The following is a 17,925-nucleotide window of genomic DNA, read 5'->3' as shown; positions in this document are numbered from 1 at the left end:
GTCCGGAGCCCGGCCAGAGGTCATTCCTTTCAGGGCTGATCTTCGTCAGCCCGCACACAAAAGAGACCTTCAGCGACAACTGCCCGCCGAAGGTCCCCTGTGTGCTACAGGCGTTCACGTCACTGTACGTCAGGACACTGCCTGATATGGAAGGACTTGAGACGCGGATCACAGGTGTCGGGGGAACCACGGGGCCTGATTCGAAGGTCTTCTCTACGATCGCATCCCCCAGGCAATGGTTCGTACCAGTGGGCCGGGAAGGTAAGAATCCCGGGAGGCGATCACACCCCGGCACCGAGCGCGGGCGGTCTACCATCACCTCATGACCCGTGTACTGCTCGCCGAGGACGACGCGTCCATCTCGGAGCCGCTGGCCCGCGCCCTGCGCCGGGAAGGTTACGAGGTCGAGGTTCGCGAGGACGGACCCACCGCGCTCGACGCCGGAATCCAGGGCGGTATCGACCTGGTCGTGCTCGACCTGGGCCTGCCCGGCATGGACGGCCTGGAGGTCGCCCGCCGGCTGCGTGCCGACGGGCAGTCCGTGCCGATCCTCATCCTGACCGCGCGCGCCGACGAGGTGGACACCGTCGTCGGCCTCGACGCGGGCGCCGACGACTACGTCACCAAGCCCTTCCGGCTCGCCGAACTGCTCGCCCGGGTACGGGCCCTGCTGCGGCGCGGCGCCGCCGAGCCCCAGCAGCCGCCGGCCACGCACGGCGTGCGCATCGACGTCGAGTCGCACCGCGCCTGGATGGGCGAGGAGGAACTCCAGCTCACCGCCAAGGAGTTCGACCTGCTGCGGGTGCTGGTGCGGGACGCCGGGCGCGTGGTCACCCGGGACCAGCTCATGCGCGAGGTCTGGGACACCACGTGGTGGTCGTCCACCAAGACCCTCGACATGCACATCTCCTGGCTGCGCAAGAAGCTCGGCGACGACGCGGCGAACCCCCGCTACATCGCCACCGTGCGCGGAGTCGGCTTCCGCTTCGAGAAGAGCTGAGCCCCCCACCAGGGGCCCGGCACCGCTTCAGGTAACCAGGACATGCGCCGACGTCTCATCCAGTCCACCCTCGCCGTCGTCCTCGTCGTGATCGCCGTCTTCGGGGTCTCCCTGGTGATCGTCGAGACGCGGACCATCACCAGCAGCGCCCAGGAGCGGGTCGAGTCCGAGGCGGTGCGGCTGGCGAGCATCGTGGACAGCCGCATCCTCGCGGAGGAGAACGTCAACTCCGAGGTCCTGCGCAACCCGGTCAGCAAGGACCAGTACGCGGTCATCAGCGTCCCCGGCCGGCCGCCGATCGAGATCGGCAGCAAGCCCGAGGGCGACGTCATCCACGCCACCCAGCGGGGCGAGGAGGGCGAGACGGTCACCGTGCAGGAGCCGCGCTCCGCGGTCACCCGCGAGGTCGGCCGCACCCTGCTGATCATCGGGCTGGTCGCGCTGCTCGCGGTCATCGCCGCCGTGCTGCTCGCCGTCCGCCAGGCCAACCGCCTCGCCTCCCCGCTGACCGACCTCGCCGAGACCGCCGAACGCCTCGGCTCCGGCGACCCGCGCCCGCGGCACAAGCGGTACGGCGTCCCCGAGCTGGACCGGGTCGCCGATGTGCTGGACTCCTCCGCCGAGCGGATCGGGCGCATGCTGACCGCCGAGCGGCGCCTGGCCGCCGACGCCTCCCACCAGCTCCGCACGCCGCTGACCGCGCTGTCCATGCGGCTGGAGGAGATCACCCTCACCGACGACCCGGAGACGGTGAAGGACGAGGCGACCATCGCGCTGACCCAGGTCGAACGGCTGACGGACGTGGTGCAGCGGCTGCTGACCAACGCGCGCGACCCGCGCACCGGCTCCGCCGTCACCTTCGACCTCGACGAGGTCATCCAGCAGCAGCTCGCCGAGTGGCGGCCCGCCTACCGCAGCGCCGGCCGGGCCGTCGTCTCCTCCGGCAAGCGGCACCTGCACGCCGTCGGCACCCCCGGCGCGGTCGCACAGGTGCTGGCGGCGCTGATCGAGAACTCCCTCATGCACGGCGGGGGGACCGTGGCCCTGCGCACCCGGGTCACCGGCAACCAGGCGGTGGTGGAGGTCACCGACGAGGGGGCCGGCGTCCCGGCCGACCTGGGCGCGCGGATCTTCGAGCGCACCATCAGCGGGCGCAACTCCACGGGCATCGGACTGGCCGTGGCCCGCGACCTCGCGGAGGCCGACGGAGGCCGCCTCGAGCTGCTCCAGGCCCAGCCGCCGGTGTTCGGCCTGTTCCTGTCCCGCACGCCCCCGTCCCGCAAACCGGACGAGAACGGGCCCACGGTCCGCTAGCGGCACCCGGCCCCCGGTCCGCCGGCGGAACCCGCCGCGGCAACGGGCTGCGGGACCGGCCGCGGCGACGGGCTGCGGGACCGGCCGCGGCGACGGGCTGCGGGACCGGCCGCGGAACCGGCTACGGAACGCGCTGCTTGGGCTCGGACGCGGGCTTCTTCGGCTGCTGCGCCAGGATCGACTCCGCGCCCGCCACCGCCTCCCGGGCGGGCATGGCACGGAACACCCAGCTGCGGTACGACCAGAAGCGGAACAGGGTGGCGACGCCGATGCCCACGAACTTGAAGACGTTGCTCTGCAGCGGGCTGTCCCAGCCGAAGCCGTAGGTCGCCAGGTACAGCACACCGTTCTCGATCACCAGGCCGATCGCGCTGAACAGCAGGAACAGCGTCAGCTCCCGGGTGCGCCCGCTCTTGTCGCGGTCCCGGTACGTCCAGTAACGGAACCCCACGTAGTTGAAGGCGATCGCGACGACGGTCGCGATGACGCTGGCGCGCACCACCGGCAGGTCGGAGACGTGCCGGACCAGGTTGAACACACCCAGATTGACGAGGACACCGGCACCGCCGACGGCACCGAACTTGGCCACCTCGCGCACGAGCCGTTGCAGCCCCGAGGAACGTAGTTCCATGGCTGTGCAGCTCCCGTCCGTAGGTTTCGTCAGCCAAGCCATGCTATCCAGGCCGCACCCCCGGCGCCTGCGGACGAGGCCACAGCTTGGGAACGGGTCGGAAAGAGCCGGGAAAGCCCAGGGTAAGAGCAGGTGCGAGGCCGGTAAGCCGGGCGGGTCGGCGTGGCCGATACGCTAGGGGGGTGACGTTCCCGGTAGTCGGCATGGTCGGCGGGGGGCAGCTCGCGCGTATGACGCACGAAGCCGGCATCCCGTTGGGCATCAGGTTCAAGCTCCTCAGTGACACCCCTCAGGATTCCGCGGCACAGGTCGTGAACGATGTCGTCGTCGGCGACTATCGCGACCTGGACACGCTGCGTGAGTTCGCGCAGGGGTGCGATGTGATCACCTTCGATCACGAACATGTACCCACCGAGCACCTCAGGGCCCTGGAGGCGGACGGCATCCCCGTGCGCCCGGGGCCCGACGCGCTCGTGCACGCCCAGGACAAGGGCGTGATGCGGGCGAGGCTCGACGCGATCGGCATCCCGTGCCCGCGGCACCGCATCGTGAGCGACCCGCAGGACGTGGCCGCCTTCGCCCGCGAAGGCCTCGCCGAGGGCGCGGAGGGCGACGGCTTCCCCGTCGTCCTGAAGACCGTCCGCGGCGGCTACGACGGCAAGGGCGTGTGGGTCGTCGACTCCGCCGAGGAGGCCGCCGACCCGTTCCGCGCGGGCGTGCCCGTCCTCGCCGAGGAGAAGGTCGACTACGTCCGCGAGCTCGCCGCCAACGTCGTACGCTCCCCGCACGGCCAGGCCGTCGCCTACCCGGTGGTCGAGTCGCGGCAGGTGAACGGCGTCTGCGACACCGTCATCGCGCCCGCCCCCGACCTCGACGAGGACCTCGCGCTGCGGGCCGAGGAGATGGCCCTGACCATCGCCAAGGAACTCGGCGTCGTCGGCCACCTCGCCGTCGAGCTGTTCCAGACCCGCGACGGCCGCATCCTCGTCAACGAACTCGCGATGCGCCCGCACAACTCCGGCCACTGGACCCAGGACGGCGCGGTCACCTCCCAGTTCGCCAACCACGTTCGCGCGGTCCTCGACCTCCCGCTCGGCGACCCGCGCCCGCGGGCCCCGTGGACCGTCATGGTCAACGTCCTGGGCGGCGACTACCCGGACATGTACTCCGCGTACTTGCACTGCATGGCCCGCGACCCCAAGCTCAAGATCCACATGTATGGCAAGGACGTGAAGCCCGGCCGCAAGGTCGGACACGTGAACACCTACGGCGACGACCTGGACGACGTGCTGGAGCGCGCCCGTCACGCTGCCGGCTACCTGAGAGGCACCATCACCGAATGAGCCCCGTTGTTGGCATCGTCATGGGGTCGGACTCCGACTGGCCCGTCATGGAGGCCGCCGCCAAGGCGCTGGACGAGTTCGAGATCGCCTACGAGGTCGACGTCGTCTCCGCGCACCGTATGCCGCGCGAGATGATCACGTACGGCGAGCAGGCGGCCGAGCGCGGCCTGAAGGTGATCATCGCCGGCGCCGGCGGTGCCGCCCACCTGCCCGGCATGCTCGCCTCCGTCACCCCGCTGCCGGTCATCGGCGTCCCGGTCCCGCTGAAGTACCTCGACGGCATGGACTCCCTGCTGTCGATCGTGCAGATGCCGGCCGGCGTCCCGGTCGCCACCGTCTCCGTCGCCGGTGCCCGAAACGCCGGTCTGCTAGCGGCCCGCATGCTCGCCGCGCACGACGAGGAACTGCTCCAGCGGATGCGCGACTTCCAGCAGGACCTCAACGACCAGGCCACCGAGAAGGGCAAGCGGCTGCGGACCAAGGTCGAGGGCGCGGGCAGCGGCTTCGGCTTCGGGAAGTGACGCGCATGCCATCCCTGGACGAGGCCCGCGAACTGCTGCGCGAGTTCCCGGTGGTCGACGGCCACAACGACCTGCCGTGGGCCTTGCGCGCCCAGGTCAACTACGACCTGGACGCCCGGGACATCGCCGCGGACCAGAACGCCCACCTGCACACCGACCTTCCCCGGCTTCGCGCGGGCGGGGTCGGCGCCCAGTACTGGTCGGTGTTCGTGCCCTCGGACCGGCCCGGCGCGGTACCGGCCACACTCGAGCAGATCGACTGCGTACGGCAGCTGATCGACCGCTACCCGGCCGACCTGGCCCCCGCGCTGACCGCGGCGGACATGGAGGCGGCGCGGCAGGGCGGCCGTATCGCCTCCCTGATGGGTGCCGAGGGCGGCCACTCCATCGCCAACTCGCTCGGCACCCTGCGCGGTCTGTACGCGCTCGGCGTGCGCTACATGACGCTCACCCACAACGACAACAACGACTGGGCGGACTCCGCGACCGACGAGCCCAACGTCGGCGGCCTGTCGGCCTTCGGGCGCGAGGTCGTGCGCGAGATGAACCGGCTCGGCATGCTCGTCGACCTCTCCCACGTGGCGGCGACGACCATGCGGGACGCGCTGGACACCTCCACCGCGCCGGTGATCTTCTCGCACTCCTCCTCCCGGGCCGTCTGCGACCATCCGCGCAACATCCCGGACGACGTCCTGGAGCGGCTGCCCGCCAACGGCGGCATGGCGATGGTGACGTTCGTGCCGAAGTTCGTGCTCCAGGCGGCGGTCGACTGGACGGCGGCGGCCGACGCGAACCTGCGGGCCCACGGCTTCCACCACCTCGACACCACCGCCGAGGCCATGAAGGTGCACCGCGCCTTCGAGGAGAGCAACCCGCGCCCGGTCGCCACGGTGTCCACGGTCGCCGACCACCTCGACCACATGCGCCAGGTCGCGGGCATCGACCACCTCGGCATCGGCGGCGACTACGACGGCACGGCGTTCACCCCGGACGGACTGGACGACGTCTCCGGCTACCCGAACCTGCTCGCCGAACTGCTCGACCGCGGCTGGTCCCGCCCCGACCTGGCCAAGCTGACCTGGCAGAACGCGGTACGAGTACTGGGCGCGGCGGAGGACGTCGCCCGCGATCTGCGGTCCACTCGCACCCCGTCCAACGCCACCATCGAGTCCCTGGACGGCACGGGGGCCTGACGGCAGACCTGCCCGGCGCGGACCTGCCCGGCGCAGACCTGCCCGGGCGGGCCGGCCCGCCTGACGGTCCCGCTTGCCCGGCGGTTCCGCCAAGGCGGCGGTCCGGCCCGTCCGGCCTCTGGCCTGTCCGGCGGTCCGGTCCGTCTGGTGCCCCGGCCGTTCGGCGTGGGCCCGGCGGTGTCGCCCGTCCGGCGGCTTGGGGTCCCGGCGGTGGCGGGCCGTCCGGTGGTGTCGGCACGGGCCCGGCCGTTGGCCCCCGTACGAGGGTGGCCGGGGTGGGTAGCGAGGCCCCGGGGTGTACCCCCGAACGCCCCACTCACCAGGAAAGATCCTCACGCTCCGTGGGACGGTGGCCCTACGCCGGTCACCTCACGCGCAGCTCACGGCCGGCGTCGCACACGACGATGTACGGAGCCCGCCATGACCGACCTCCAGGACGACATGCCCACCACGACCGAGGTCGGCGAGAGCGACAGCCTGCCGGACGGCACCCTGCCGGCCGCACCGTACGACCCGGGCGCCGAACACCTGGACGACGCCCGCGCGCTGCTCACCGTCCACCCCGTCGCCGACGGCCACAGCGGACTGCCCAGGGCCCTGCGCCGGCTGCCCTGGTACGAACTGGAGCTGGGCGACACCTCCCTCGACACCGATGTCCCACGGCTGCGTGAGGGAGGCGTCGGTGCCCTGTTCTGGTCGCTGCACCCGCCCGAGGGGCTCGCCGGGGACCGGGCGGTGAGCGCCACCCTGGAGCAGTTGGAGTTCGCCCGCTCGGTGATCGACGCCCACCCGGAGAGCCTGCGTGCGGCAGTCGCCGCCGGGCAGGTCATCGACGCCCGCAACTGCGGCCGGGTCGCCGTCGTACTGGGCCCGGCCGGGGCGCCCGCGCTCGGCGACTCCCTCGGCATCCTGCGCCTCCTGCACACCCTCGGCCTGCGTGTCCTCACCCTGACGGGCACCGCCTGGGCAGGCGCGGCGGGGCTGACCCGGTTCGGTGAGGAGGTGGTCCGCGAGATGAACCGTCTCGGCGTCCTCGCCGACCTCTCGGGCGCCTGTGACGCCATCGTGCGCCGGACCCTCGCCCTGTCCCGGGCACCGGTGCTGTGCACCCGCTCCGCGGCCCGCGCCCTGCGCCCGCACCCCGCCAATCTGCCCGACGAATCGCTCGCCGCACTGGGCGCGGCCGGCGGCCTGTGCATGGTGCCGATGACCGCCGAGCAGACCGGCCCGACCGTCAGGGACGTCGCCGACCACCTCGACCATGTCCGCGATGTCGCGGGCCCCGAGTCCGTGGGCCTGTCCGGCACCTACGACACCGGTGCCGCCCACCCCCGCGGCCTCGCCGACCCCTCCCACTACCCCCGGCTGATCGCCGAGCTGCTCCGCCGCGGCTGGGCCGAGTCCGAGCTGGCCCTGCTGACCTGGCAGAACGTACAGCGGGTGCTGCGCAGGGCGGACTTCACCGCCAAGACCGCACAGCACCGCAGGGGCCCGTCCACCGCGAGCATCACGGAACTGGACGGCTAGGCGCCTTCCGGCGCCCTTCAGTCCAGCCCGTCCGGCCGCTCGATCCGGCACAGGCAGAACGGATGCCCGGCCGGATCGGCGTACACCTGGAAGTCCTTCTTCTCGCGGTCCTCCAGGTCCAGTGGCCGGGCTCCCAGCGCGAGGACCTTCTCGTGGGCCGCGTCGATCTCCGCCCAGGTCGGTCCCGCGTCGAAGTCCAGGTGAAACTGCTGCGAGTCCCGGTCGGCGCGCGGCCATCGGGGCGGGGTGAACCCCTCGGCACGCTGGAAGGAGAGCCGCGGCCCGTCGGGGACCCGCAGGACGACCCAGTTGTCGCTCTCGGCCTCCGGGGTGCCTCCCGCCACCGCCGCGTAGAACGCGGCCAGGGCGTGCGGGTCGGGGCAGTCGAGCACGACGGTGCGCAGACGGGCGACGGCCATGGGTCCTCCCGGATGTAGGTAGGCGGTGTCAGCAGGCGCAGAGACAGAACGGGTGCCCGGCCGGGTCCGTGTAAACCCGGAAGCCGTTCCCGCCCTGTCCGGCCAGCGGCTTCGCGCCCAGCGCCAGCACCCCCTTCTCCGCCTCGTCCAGGTCCTCCACCACCAGGTCCAGATGCAGCTGCTGCGAGGCGTCCGGCGACGGCCAGCGCGGCGGGACGTGTCCGGGGGCGCGCTGGAAGGCGAGCGCCTGCCCGCCCGGCACCTTCAGGTCCACCCACTCCGCGTCCCCCTCGGGGGTGCCGCCCAGTACGTCGGCGTAGAAACCGGCGAGCGCGTGCGGGTCCGGGCAGTCCAGGACGACCACACCCAGCTTGGCGAGAGCCATGACTTCCTCCACGACGTCCGAAGCCCCGAGTTACCCTCGAAGCCGGTTATCCGGTAACGGTTACCGCATGCTCCCGCATGGCGGGTAACGTCGCAACCGGATTGCGGAGGTGAGTGGCGGACATGACCGAGAGATCACCCGCCCCGGACGGTCTGGCGCTGATCGAGTCGCTGGTGAACACGCTCGACATCGAGAGCGGCCGGGACACGCTCGACACGGCCGACGGCCTGCAGCGCTTCGGGCTCACCGAGGACGGACTGCCCGGCGCCCTCACCCTGCGCGAGTCACTGCGGGCCGCACTGCTCGCCCACGCCGGCCATCCGCCGCACCGCGAGGTCACCCCGCTCGGCGAGCTGCTGGCCCAAGCCCCCCTGCACATCACCGTCGACCCCGCCGACGGCTCGGCGGCCTTCGCCCCGGCCGACACCGGCCCGCTGCTCTCCCGGGTCGCCGCTGCCGTCGCCCAGGCCGTGGTCGCGGGCACCTGGACCCGGCTGAAGGCCTGCGCCGCCGACACCTGTCACTGGGCGTACTACGACCGCAGCCCCGCCGGCCGCGGCCGCTGGTGCTCCATGCAGGTGTGCGGAGCGCGCGCCAAGATGCGCCGCTACCGGGCGAAGGAGCCGTACACCACAGAGAGTTCGACGGCCACATAGCCGCCCGGTGGGGCAGAATGCGGGAAGACGCCGGTTCGGCCGACTGAGCCTCGGCCGAACCGGCGTCCTCCGTTGAACACCTGGAACCGGCTACGCGGTCGGGCGCCCCATCGCTCGGTACGTCCACCCGGCCCGCCGCCACACCTCCGGGTCCAGCGCGTTGCGCCCGTCCAGGATCAGCCGGGCCGCCGCCACCTCGCCCAGCGCCGCCGGGTCCAGCTCGCGGAACTCCCGCCACTCCGTCAGATGCAGCACCACGTCGGCCCCCCGGACCGCCTCCAGGGCGGAGTCCGCGTAACCCAGCGTCGGGAAGACCTTGCGGGCGTTGTCCATGCCCTTCGGGTCGTACACGGTCACCTGCCCGCCCTGCAGATGGATCTGCCCCGCGACATTCAGCGCCGGCGAGTCCCGCACGTCGTCCGAGTCCGGCTTGAAGGCCGCACCGAGCACCGCCACCCGCTTGCCAAGGAACGAGCCGCCCCCGAGCGCCTCCCGCGCCATCTCCACCATCTGGCCGCGCCGGCGCATGTTGATGGAGTCGATCTCCCGCAGGAAGGTCAGCGCCTGGTCCGCGCCCAGCTCACCGGCCCGCGCCATGAACGCCCGGATGTCCTTCGGCAGACAGCCACCGCCGAACCCGATCCCGGCACGCAGGAACTTCCGCCCGATCCGGTCGTCGTACCCGATGGCCTCCGCGAGCTGCGCCACGTCACCGCCGCCCGCCTCACAGACCTCCGCCATCGCGTTGATGAACGAGATCTTCGTCGCGAGGAACGAGTTCGCCGCGGTCTTCACCAGCTCGGCCGTCGGGAAGTCCGTCACCACGAACGGGGTGCCCTCGCCGACCGGCGTCGCGTACACCTCGCGCAGCAGCTTCTCCGCCCGCTCACTGCGCACCCCGACCACGATCCGGTCCGGGTGCAGGGTGTCCTGCACGGCGAAGCCCTCACGCAGGAACTCCGGGTTCCAGGCCAGCTCCGCGTCCGAGCCGGCGGGCGCGTGCTCCGCGAGATAGGTGGCCAGCCGGTCCGCCGAGCCCACCGGCACGGTCGACTTGCCGACCACCAGCGCCGGGCCGCGCAGATGCGGGGCGAGCGAGGCGATGGCCGCGTCGACGTACGACATGTCCGCCGCGTACTCGCCGTGCCGCTGCGGAGTGTTCACACACACGAAGTGCACATCGCCGAACTCGGCCACCTCGGCGTAGTCCGTGGTGAACCGCAGCCGCCCGGAGGACCCCTCGAAACCCGCCACGTGCTTGCGCAGCAACTCATCGAGCCCCGGCTCGTACATCGGGGTCTCGCCGCGCTCCAGCAGGGCGATCTTCTCGGGCACGACGTCGAGCCCCAGTACCTCGAAGCCCAGCTCGGCCATGGCCGCGGCGTGCGTGGCGCCGAGATAGCCGGTGCCGATCACGGTGATCTTCAGGCTCATGGGTGCGCTCCAGCTCGGGGACTCGGTCATGCGGTGCCTGAGCATAGTCGGGCCGCCCACCGGGCATTTTCCCCGCTGTCGCCAAGCTCACGTAGGCGGGTTCCGGGCGGCCCACTAAAATTTGAGTTACTTAACGGTAATTAGCGTCAGTATCACAGCGTCTTTGGAGCGTGAGAGACCGTGGCCGGATCGGCTGACTTCGACCTGTACCGCCCGTCCGAGGAGCACGACATGCTCCGGGACGCCGTCCGTTCGCTGGTCGAGGCGAAGATCGCGCCGTTCGCCGCGGCGGTCGACGAGGAGGCCCGCTTCCCCCAGGAGGCCCACGACGCGCTGGTCGCCAACGACCTGCACGCCGTGCACGTACCCGAGGAGTACGGCGGCGCCGGCGCCGACGCGCTCGCCACGGTGATCGTGATCGAGGAGGTGGCCCGCGCCTGTGTCTCCTCCTCCCTGATCCCCGCGGTGAACAAACTGGGCTCCCTGCCGGTGATCCTCTCCGGCGGCGAGGAGCTGAAGAAGAAGTACATGACCCCGCTCGCCAAGGGCGAGGGGATGTTCTCGTACTGCCTCTCCGAGCCGGAGGCGGGCTCGGACGCGGCCGGCATGAAGACCAGGGCGGTCCGCGACGGCGACCACTGGATCCTCAACGGCGTGAAGCGCTGGATCACCAACGCGGGCGTCTCCGAGTACTACACGGTGATGGCGGTCACGGACCCCACCAAGCGCTCGAAGGGCATCTCGGCGTTCGTCGTCGAGAAGTCGGACGAGGGCGTCTCCTTCGGCGCCCCGGAGAAGAAGCTCGGCATCAAGGGCTCCCCGACCCGCGAGGTCTACTTCGACAACGTCCGCATCCCCGCCGACCGCATGATCGGCGAGGAGGGCACCGGCTTCGCCACCGCCATGAAGACCCTGGACCACACCCGCATCACCATCGCCGCCCAGGCGCTCGGTGTCGCCCAGGGCGCCCTCGACTACGCCAAGGGCTACGTCCAGGAGCGCAAGCAGTTCGGCAAGCCGATCGGCGACTTCCAGGGCATCCAGTTCATGCTCGCGGACATGTCGATGAAGATCTCGGCGGCCCGCGCCCTCACCTACCAGGCCGCCGCCGCCTCCGAGCGCGGCGACGCGGACCTCACCTACCTCGGTGCCGCGGCCAAGTGCTTCGCCTCGGACACGGCGATGGAGGTCACCACCGACGCCGTCCAGCTCCTCGGCGGCTACGGCTACACCCGTGACTACCCGGTGGAGCGCATGATGCGCGACGCGAAGATCACCCAGATCTACGAAGGCACCAACCAGGTCCAGCGGATCGTCATGGCGCGCAACCTGCCCTGACAGGACACGGGTTCACGGTCTCCGGAAGGCGCCCCTCGGGGCGCCTTCCGTCTGTTTCGGGGCGCCTTACGACCGGTCGGTCACATGCGGGCGGTGGCGGGTGGGCGTAGGACGGAAGCACACGGGGCCCGATCCGGGCCCCAGCCTTCCCAGGAGGAGCCATGACCCAGCCCGGAACCATGACCCCGATGAGCAAGGAGATGCAGGACTGCGTCGAGGCCTGCATGACGGCGCACACCCTGTGCGAGGAGGCCATGAGCTCCTGCATGCACATGGGCGGCCAGCCCCAGATGCAGATCATGCGCGCGCTCATGGACTGCTCCGAGATGACCCGCATGTGCTCGGACATGATGATGCGGCGCTCGCCCATGTCCCAGGAGATGTGCGCGATGTGCGCCAAGGCCTGCGACATGTGCGCCGAGGCGTGTATGTCCATGCCGGACGACCAGCAGCTCATGCGCTGCGCGGAGGCGTGTCGCCGCTGCGCGGAGATGTGCCGCACGATGGCGGGCGCCCGGATGTGACCTCGCGCGCCCGCGTGTGATCAAGGGCACCTCCGTGGTGCCCTTGATCGTTTGTGCGGCAGGCTGGGGGCATGACCGAGACGGATACGTCGGCGGCCTTCGACGCCGCCGAACGGACCATGTGGGCCGGGCGGACCGAGGCGTACGCCAGGAGCTTCGGGCGCCTGTGCGCTCACACCGTGCCCACCCTGCTGGACGCCGCCGGCGTCGGCGCGGGGATCCGGGTGCTCGACGTCGGCACCGGGACCGGCACGGCCGCGCTGGCGGCGGGGGAGCGGGGCGCGCTGGTGCGGGCCGTGGACGCCGATGCCGGGATGGCCGCCGAGGCGCGCCGGCGCGGGGTGGCCGCCGAGGTGGCAGTGCTGCCCGAACTGCCCTTCCCGGACGGTGAGTTCGACGCGGTCGTCGGGAACTTCGTGCTCAACCACGTGGGCCGTCCGCGCACCGCCCTCGCCGAGCTGCGGCGGGTGCTGCGGCCGGGCGGGCGGGTCGCCGTGACGCTGTGGGGCGCCCGGCGCGGAGGCGGGCAGGAGCTGCTCGGCGCCGCGTGCGCGGCGGGCGGCGCCGTACCGCCGTCGTACCTGCCCCGCCTCGCCCCGGACGAGGACTTCGAGCGGACCGTCCAGGGCCTGACCGGGCTGCTCGCGGAGGCCGGCTTCGGCGGTGCCGGGGCGCAGGAGCTGGAGTGGGACCACCGGGCGACCGTCGAGGAGTGGTGGGGCGGCGCGGCCGGTGGGGTCGCCACCGTCGGCCTGGTCGTGACCTCGCAGGACGCGGAGACCACCGGCCGCATCCGGCGCGAGTACGAGCGGCTGTGCGCCCGGTACGACGAAGGGGAAGGGCTGCTCGCCCTTCCCCATGTCGCGCTGCTGGCCTCCGGGACCGCCTAGTTGCCGGAGACGGTCACCGTCTCGTCGTTCTTCAGCTCGTCCACGAGGGTCTTCACCTTCGCCTTGTCCCAGACGAGGTTGCCGCCGGAGGAGCCGGAGACCGGCATGTTCATGGACTTGCCGTCACCGCCGCTGACGCCCTTCATCGCCCAGAACATCGACGCCAGGTCCCACAGGCTCATGTCCTTGTCGACGGTGAGGGAGTCCAGGCCGGCGCCCATGGTCGGGTAGAACTTGAACGGGTTGAGGACCGTCGACGGGGTGGCGACCTGGTGGGCCAGCGCGGACAGGAACTTCTGCTGGTTCTTGGTGCGCTGCAGGTCGCTCGCCGCGAAGGCGTGCCGGGTGCGGACGAAGGCCAGGGCCTGCTCGCCGTTCAGGGTCTGCTTGCCGGCCTTGAAGTCGGCGCCCGACCACTTGTCCTTGAAGCCCTGGTCGAGGGTCATCTCGACACCGCCCACCGCGTCCACGATCTTCGCGAAGCCGCCGAAGCCGATCTCCACGTAGTGGTCGATGTGCAGGCCGGTGTTGAACTCGATCGTGCGGACCAGCAGGGTCGGGCCGTCCTCGGCGTAGGCCGCGTTCAGCTTCGTGTGGCGCCCCTGGTTCGGATAGACCTTCCCGGACGTCGACCCCTTGTAGGAGGGGATCGCCACGTCGGAGTCACGCGGCAGCGAGATCAGGGTGTCGCCGTTGCCGCCGACGTGCAGGATCATCATCGAGTCGGTGCGCTGGCCGTCGGCCGAGCCGGTGTGCAGCTTCTTCTTGTCCTCGGCCGTCATGCCCTTGCGGCTGTCGGAGCCGACGATCAGGTAGTTCGTGCCCTCGCCGGTCTCGGGCCGGTCGATGACCTTGGAGAGGTCGACGTCCCGGTTCAGCTTGGAGTCGGCCCAGAAGTAGGTCGCCACGGACGTGACGATGAGCACGGTCACGAGCGTCAGGGCCGTCAGCTTGATCCGCCGCCGCCAGTTCGGGGCGGGGCGCGGGCCTCTGCCGTAGGGCTCCTCGGGACCGCCGGGGCCGCCTCCGCCGTAGACCTGGCCGGTGTTGTAGCCGCTGTCGTAGTCGTCGTATCCCTGGCCGTCGACGTACGACGGCTGCTGCGGGACCCCGGCGCCGTAGGCCGCCGAGGGGCCGGGCGTGCCGTACGGGCGCTGGCCGGGCGGTACCGCCGGGCCGCGCTGCACCTGACGCATGACGCGGGCGCCTTCCGGCTGCGCGCCGCCGCTGCCGCGTCCGTAGCGCGGGCCTCGGTTGTCGTCGGACCATCCCTGGGGCCAGTCATTCATGCGCCCCAGTGTGCAGGTCGGGGCCGTGTGCCCCACAAGGGTTGTCGGAAAATAAGGGCGCCGCTGTTGCGAAGCTGACACAAATTCCGTGAATGTCACTTCGTCATAAGGTAGGGGTCATGACAGATCAGGCCCCGGACGCGGATCCGGACATCCCGGGCAAGCCCACATCCGCTTCCCGCACCACGCTCAGCCACATCATGACCCACAACGACACCAACCTGCTGGGGACGGTGCACGGCGGGGTGATCATGAAGCTGGTCGACGACGCCGCGGGCGCCGTGGCCGGCCGGCACTCCGGCGGCCCCGCCGTCACCGCGTCCATGGACGAGATGGTGTTCCTCGAGCCGGTCCGCGTGGGCGATCTGGTGCATGTGAAGTCCCAGGTCAACTGGACCGGCCGGACCTCGATGGAGATCGGCGTGCGGGTGCTCGCCGAACGCTGGAACGAGTCCGCCCCCGCCACCCAGGTCGGCTCGGCCTACCTGGTCTTCGCGGCCGTGGACGCCGACGGCAAGCCGCGCCGGGTGCCCCAGGTGATCCCGGAGACCGACCGCGACCGCCGCCGCAACCAGGAGGCGCAGATCCGCCGCACCCACCGCCTGGCCCGCCGCCGCGCGATCCGCGAGCTGCGCGAGAAGCGGGCGGCGGAGGGCTTCGAGGACTGACCCGCCGGCTGACCCGCCGTGGCGGGGCGCGGCTCGAGTCCAGCCGTTCACGGCTCCCGTACCGGTCAGGTGCCCTGCGAGCACACCACCTCGTCGCCGCGCACCACGCTGTGCTCCGGCCTCGCCGGGTTCCCGGTCCGTACCGTGCGCACCTTGCGGGGGTCCAGGAAGTCGGACCCGGTGGTCACCTTCATCAGCGGCCCCTGCCCGCGCACCGCGCGCAGCTCGCTGCCGGGCAGGGCCGCGGCCAGGGATCGGGCCGAGCGGTCCCAGCGGGGGTCGTAGGAGATCACCGTGCGCGAGGCGTCGTGGACGGCCGCGGTGACCGGCCGGTGGGTGGCGGCGAAGCCGGCCGCGGCGAGCGCCGCGTCGAGCCGCTTGGCGACCCCTTCGGTGCGGGTGCCGTTCTCAACCTGGACCCGGATCTGGCGCGGGTCGACCTCCACCGGGACCGGCCCGGCGGCGGGGCGCGGCCGTTCCGCGCTGAGCGGCTTGTCCTCGCGCAGCGCCGCGAAGAGCCGGCCGGACGCCGCGTCGTCCCACTTCAGGGTCGAGCCGAGTCCCTTGACCTGGTAGTTCATCTGCCCGATGGGCACCGTGGTGAACTCGGAGGAGGACGGGGAGAAGTTCCGCATCGCCCGGCCGAGGTCGAGCAGCTCGTCGGTGCCGAAGCCCACGTCGGCGCGCACCGAGCCGAGCACCGCCCGGGTCACGTCGCGGAACCGCATGGGGTTCAGCAGCACCCCGGAGGAGGTGGCCCGGTCGATCAGCGCGGCCAGGAAGCGCTGCTGCCGTTTCATCCGGCCCAGGTCGCTCGCCCCGTCGACGTGCCGGGCGCGGACGTACTGCAGCGCCTGCCCGCCCATGAGGGTGTGGGTGCCGGGCGCGAGGTCGAGCCCGGTGTACGAGTCCTTCAGCGGTGTCGCGGTACAGACCCGGACGCCGCCGAGCACGTCCACGGTCCTCATGAAGCTGGTGAAGTCGACCTCCAGATAGTGGTCGATCTTCACATGGGTCATGTTCTCCACGGTGCTGATGGTCAGCTGGGGGCCGCCCTCGGCGTAGGCCGCGTTCAGCCGGGCGGGGTGCGCGGGGCGCTCCCGGCCGGTGGCCGTGTCGTTGTGCGCGGGCACCTCGGCGTAGGAGTCGCGGGGCAGGCTCACCACGCTCGCCCGCTCCCGGTCGGCCGAGATGTGCACGATCATCATCGTGTCGGTGCAGTGGCAGGGCTGACCGCCGAGGTGATAGGTCCGCCGCTCCCGGTCGCCGATCTTGTCGCGGCCGTCGGTGCCGACCAGCAGGACGTTCGTGCCGTGCCCCGCCTGGGGCCGGTTCTTCATGTCCTTGAAGGCGTCGACCCTGGTGATGCCGGCATCCAGGCTGGTGACGACCGCGTGGCCGATCCCGGCCGAGGCGAGGACGACCACGGACAGCGTGGTCACCGCACGCATCGCCCAGCGCGGCCGCCTGGGCCGCATCGCCCGCCCGGTCGCCCGGCCAGGCCGGGGCGGCCTGGGCGGCCTGGGCACGCGGGGGGACGGCTGCGGCCGGCGTTGCGGCCTGGGGGCGTCCCCCACGCCCTTGACGGCGGGGGAGGGGGACCGTGGCGGGCTGGGCAAAGGGAACCTCCGGACGACGGCCGTACGTGGGATCCGTGAGCACGGTAGGCCGATACGATCCTCAGCCCGCCGATAGGTCCCGGCGGCGCGCACCGGTGTCCCCCGTTCGCGGTAACGTGAGCCCCCTATGAACACCAAGCCCGACGTGCGGCACCCCGCCGTGTCTGTGATCATGCCCGTCCTCAACGAGGAGCGGCATCTGCGCGGGGCCGTCCAAGCGATCCTCGCGCAGGAGTACGCCGGCGAGCTGGAGGTCGTGATCGCCCTCGGTCCGTCCACGGACCGCACGGACGAGATCGCCGCCGAGCTGGTCGCGGAACATCCCCGCGTACACACCGTCCCGAACCCGACCGGCCGCACCCCCGCCGCGCTGAACGCGGCGATCAAGGCCTCCCGGCATCCGATCGTGGTCCGCGTCGACGGCCACGGCATCCTCTCGCCGAACTACATAGCCACCGCCGTCCGGCTCCTGGAGGAGACCGGCGCGCAGAACGTCGGCGGTGTCATGCACGCCGAGGGAGAGAACGACTGGGAGCACGCGGTCGCCGCCGCCATGACCTCGAAGATCGGCGTCGGCAACGCGGCCTTCCACACCGGTGGCCAGGCGGGCCCCGCCGAGACGGTCTACCTCGGGGTGTTCCGCCGCGAGGCCCTGGAGCAGCAGGGCGGCTACAACGAGGAGTTCATCCGCGCCCAGGACTGGGAGCTGAACTTCCGCATCCGTGAGGCGGGCGGCCTGATCTGGTTCTCGCCGGAGCTGAGGGTGTCGTACCGGCCGCGGCCCAGCGTGAAGGCGCTGGCCAAGCAGTACAAGGACTACGGCCGCTGGCGCCATGTCGTGGCCCGGTACCACGAGGGCTCGATCAACCTGCGCTACCTCGCCCCGCCGACAGCGGTGTGCGCGATCGCCGCCGGTCTCGTGGTGGGCGCCGCCCTCACGCCGTGGGGCCTGGTGATACCCGGCGGCTATCTGGCGGCGATCCTGGCGGGCTCGGTCCCGGCGGGCAAGGGGCTGCCCCTCAAGGCCCGGCTGCAGATCCCGGTGGCCCTGGCGACCATGCACATGACGTGGGGATGGGGCTTCCTGACCAGCCCCAGGTCGCTGGCGAAGCGGGTGATCGCCTCGCGGCGCCCGGCGGTGCTCGAACCCCGCTGACGACGGAACACGAAGAGG

18 protein-coding genes are annotated in these 17,925 nt (G+C 71.6%); 12 read left to right on the top strand and 6 right to left on the bottom strand.

Annotation, left to right across the window (positions count from 1 at the left end):
* The first annotated feature begins 322 nt into the window (after positions 1–322).
* Positions 323–1,000 carry a response regulator transcription factor gene (locus ACZ6B1_RS15830; protein WP_468778672.1) on the top strand — a complete coding sequence of 226 codons (678 nt, stop codon included), beginning with the start codon at positions 323–325 and terminating at the stop codon, positions 998–1,000.
* A gap of 42 nt (positions 1,001–1,042) precedes the next feature.
* Positions 1,043–2,314, top strand: a complete 1,272-nt coding sequence (locus ACZ6B1_RS15825) for an ATP-binding protein (RefSeq protein ID WP_468778670.1) — start codon at positions 1,043–1,045, stop codon at positions 2,312–2,314.
* 121 nt (positions 2,315–2,435) lie between these two features.
* Here ACZ6B1_RS15825 and ACZ6B1_RS15820 read toward each other — a convergent pair whose 3' ends face one another.
* Complete coding sequence (locus ACZ6B1_RS15820) at positions 2,436–2,945, bottom strand: GtrA family protein (RefSeq protein WP_468778668.1); 510 nt, start codon at positions 2,943–2,945, stop codon at positions 2,436–2,438.
* Between the two features lie 182 nt (positions 2,946–3,127).
* Here ACZ6B1_RS15820 and ACZ6B1_RS15815 point away from each other — a divergent pair, with 182 nt between their 5' ends.
* The 4 genes from ACZ6B1_RS15815 (at position 3,128) to ACZ6B1_RS15800 (ending at position 7,529) form a co-directional block, all read left to right on the top strand.
* Entirely contained in the window at positions 3,128–4,288 is a 1,161-nt protein-coding gene (locus ACZ6B1_RS15815; protein ID WP_468778665.1) for a 5-(carboxyamino)imidazole ribonucleotide synthase, read from the top strand.
* Positions 4,285–4,809: a 5-(carboxyamino)imidazole ribonucleotide mutase gene (gene purE / locus ACZ6B1_RS15810; RefSeq protein ID WP_468778663.1), complete on the top strand. Its 525-nt coding sequence runs from the start codon at positions 4,285–4,287 to the stop codon at positions 4,807–4,809. The genes ACZ6B1_RS15815 and purE overlap by 4 nt, the downstream gene beginning before the upstream one ends.
* Before the next feature lie 5 nt (positions 4,810–4,814).
* Positions 4,815–6,002, top strand: coding sequence for a dipeptidase (locus ACZ6B1_RS15805; protein WP_468778661.1), 1,188 nt, complete (start codon positions 4,815–4,817; stop codon positions 6,000–6,002).
* Positions 6,003–6,422: 420 nt separating this feature from the next.
* A complete protein-coding gene (locus tag ACZ6B1_RS15800; protein WP_468778659.1) occupies positions 6,423–7,529 on the top strand; it encodes a dipeptidase in 1,107 nt (368 codons plus the stop codon).
* A 17-nt stretch (positions 7,530–7,546) separates the two neighbouring features.
* Here ACZ6B1_RS15800 and ACZ6B1_RS15795 read toward each other — a convergent pair whose 3' ends face one another.
* Both ACZ6B1_RS15795 and ACZ6B1_RS15790 read right to left on the bottom strand, forming a co-directional pair.
* Complete coding sequence (locus tag ACZ6B1_RS15795; protein ID WP_468778657.1) at positions 7,547–7,948, bottom strand: VOC family protein; 402 nt, start codon at positions 7,946–7,948, stop codon at positions 7,547–7,549.
* Between the two features lie 28 nt (positions 7,949–7,976).
* The gene (locus ACZ6B1_RS15790) at positions 7,977–8,333 is read right to left on the bottom strand and encodes a VOC family protein (protein WP_468778655.1); all 357 of its coding nucleotides are present in this window, start codon (positions 8,331–8,333) and stop codon (positions 7,977–7,979) included.
* Between the two features lie 122 nt (positions 8,334–8,455).
* On the opposite strand from ACZ6B1_RS15790, the gene ACZ6B1_RS15785 reads away from it, so the two are divergent.
* The gene (locus ACZ6B1_RS15785; protein WP_468778653.1) at positions 8,456–8,989 is read left to right on the top strand and encodes a CGNR zinc finger domain-containing protein; all 534 of its coding nucleotides are present in this window, start codon (positions 8,456–8,458) and stop codon (positions 8,987–8,989) included.
* Between the two features lie 90 nt (positions 8,990–9,079).
* Here ACZ6B1_RS15785 and ACZ6B1_RS15780 read toward each other — a convergent pair whose 3' ends face one another.
* Entirely contained in the window at positions 9,080–10,423 is a 1,344-nt protein-coding gene (locus ACZ6B1_RS15780) for a UDP-glucose dehydrogenase family protein (protein ID WP_468779375.1), read from the bottom strand.
* A gap of 180 nt (positions 10,424–10,603) precedes the next feature.
* Between ACZ6B1_RS15780 and ACZ6B1_RS15775 the strand changes: the two genes are divergently transcribed.
* The 3 genes from ACZ6B1_RS15775 to ACZ6B1_RS15765 all read left to right on the top strand — a co-directional run bounded on the left by ACZ6B1_RS15775 (position 10,604) and on the right by ACZ6B1_RS15765 (position 13,175).
* Entirely contained in the window at positions 10,604–11,761 is a 1,158-nt protein-coding gene (locus ACZ6B1_RS15775; protein ID WP_468778651.1) for an acyl-CoA dehydrogenase family protein, read from the top strand.
* Positions 11,762–11,922: 161 nt separating this feature from the next.
* Positions 11,923–12,285 (top strand): four-helix bundle copper-binding protein, encoded by a 363-nt coding sequence (locus ACZ6B1_RS15770; protein WP_468778649.1) that lies wholly within the window; start codon positions 11,923–11,925, stop codon positions 12,283–12,285.
* A gap of 71 nt (positions 12,286–12,356) precedes the next feature.
* The gene (locus ACZ6B1_RS15765; protein WP_468778646.1) at positions 12,357–13,175 is read left to right on the top strand and encodes a class I SAM-dependent methyltransferase; all 819 of its coding nucleotides are present in this window, start codon (positions 12,357–12,359) and stop codon (positions 13,173–13,175) included.
* Here ACZ6B1_RS15765 and ACZ6B1_RS15760 read toward each other — a convergent pair.
* Positions 13,172–14,464 (bottom strand): LCP family protein, encoded by a 1,293-nt coding sequence (locus ACZ6B1_RS15760; RefSeq protein WP_468778644.1) that lies wholly within the window; start codon positions 14,462–14,464, stop codon positions 13,172–13,174. The genes ACZ6B1_RS15765 and ACZ6B1_RS15760 overlap by 4 nt on opposite strands.
* Positions 14,465–14,583: 119 nt before the next feature.
* Between ACZ6B1_RS15760 and ACZ6B1_RS15755 the strand changes: the two genes are divergently transcribed.
* Complete coding sequence (locus ACZ6B1_RS15755; protein ID WP_468778642.1) at positions 14,584–15,132, top strand: acyl-CoA thioesterase; 549 nt, start codon at positions 14,584–14,586, stop codon at positions 15,130–15,132.
* Positions 15,133–15,197: 65 nt separating this feature from the next.
* On the opposite strand, the gene ACZ6B1_RS15750 is transcribed toward ACZ6B1_RS15755, so the two are convergent.
* On the bottom strand, positions 15,198–16,751 hold the full coding sequence (locus ACZ6B1_RS15750) for an LCP family protein (protein ID WP_468778640.1): 1,554 nt from the start codon (positions 16,749–16,751) through the stop codon (positions 15,198–15,200).
* A 127-nt stretch (positions 16,752–16,878) separates the two neighbouring features.
* On the opposite strand from ACZ6B1_RS15750, the gene ACZ6B1_RS15745 reads away from it, so the two are divergent.
* The gene (locus tag ACZ6B1_RS15745) at positions 16,879–17,907 is read left to right on the top strand and encodes a glycosyltransferase family 2 protein (protein WP_468778638.1); all 1,029 of its coding nucleotides are present in this window, start codon (positions 16,879–16,881) and stop codon (positions 17,905–17,907) included.
* Positions 17,908–17,925 lie beyond the last annotated feature (18 nt).

This window comes from Streptomyces sp. NPDC041129 (genome assembly GCF_055592265.1).
Note: the sequence above shows the minus strand (reverse complement) of the source record. Positions and strands in the feature narration are given on the sequence as shown.

Coding starts and splice junctions, on each gene's coding strand:
- ACZ6B1_RS15830 (WP_468778672.1), top strand. CDS start 323: ATGACCCGTGTACTGCTCGCCGAGGACGACGCGTCCATCTCGGAGCCG.
- ACZ6B1_RS15825 (WP_468778670.1), top strand. CDS start 1,043: ATGCGCCGACGTCTCATCCAGTCCACCCTCGCCGTCGTCCTCGTCGTG.
- ACZ6B1_RS15820 (WP_468778668.1), bottom strand. CDS start 2,945: ATGGAACTACGTTCCTCGGGGCTGCAACGGCTCGTGCGCGAGGTGGCC.
- purE (WP_468778663.1), top strand. CDS start 4,285: ATGAGCCCCGTTGTTGGCATCGTCATGGGGTCGGACTCCGACTGGCCC.
- ACZ6B1_RS15805 (WP_468778661.1), top strand. CDS start 4,815: ATGCCATCCCTGGACGAGGCCCGCGAACTGCTGCGCGAGTTCCCGGTG.
- ACZ6B1_RS15800 (WP_468778659.1), top strand. CDS start 6,423: ATGACCGACCTCCAGGACGACATGCCCACCACGACCGAGGTCGGCGAG.
- ACZ6B1_RS15795 (WP_468778657.1), bottom strand. CDS start 7,948: ATGGCCGTCGCCCGTCTGCGCACCGTCGTGCTCGACTGCCCCGACCCG.
- ACZ6B1_RS15790 (WP_468778655.1), bottom strand. CDS start 8,333: ATGGCTCTCGCCAAGCTGGGTGTGGTCGTCCTGGACTGCCCGGACCCG.
- ACZ6B1_RS15785 (WP_468778653.1), top strand. CDS start 8,456: ATGACCGAGAGATCACCCGCCCCGGACGGTCTGGCGCTGATCGAGTCG.
- ACZ6B1_RS15780 (WP_468779375.1), bottom strand. CDS start 10,423: ATGAGCCTGAAGATCACCGTGATCGGCACCGGCTATCTCGGCGCCACG.
- ACZ6B1_RS15770 (WP_468778649.1), top strand. CDS start 11,923: ATGACCCAGCCCGGAACCATGACCCCGATGAGCAAGGAGATGCAGGAC.
- ACZ6B1_RS15765 (WP_468778646.1), top strand. CDS start 12,357: ATGACCGAGACGGATACGTCGGCGGCCTTCGACGCCGCCGAACGGACC.
- ACZ6B1_RS15760 (WP_468778644.1), bottom strand. CDS start 14,464: ATGAATGACTGGCCCCAGGGATGGTCCGACGACAACCGAGGCCCGCGC.
- ACZ6B1_RS15755 (WP_468778642.1), top strand. CDS start 14,584: ATGACAGATCAGGCCCCGGACGCGGATCCGGACATCCCGGGCAAGCCC.
- ACZ6B1_RS15745 (WP_468778638.1), top strand. CDS start 16,879: ATGAACACCAAGCCCGACGTGCGGCACCCCGCCGTGTCTGTGATCATG.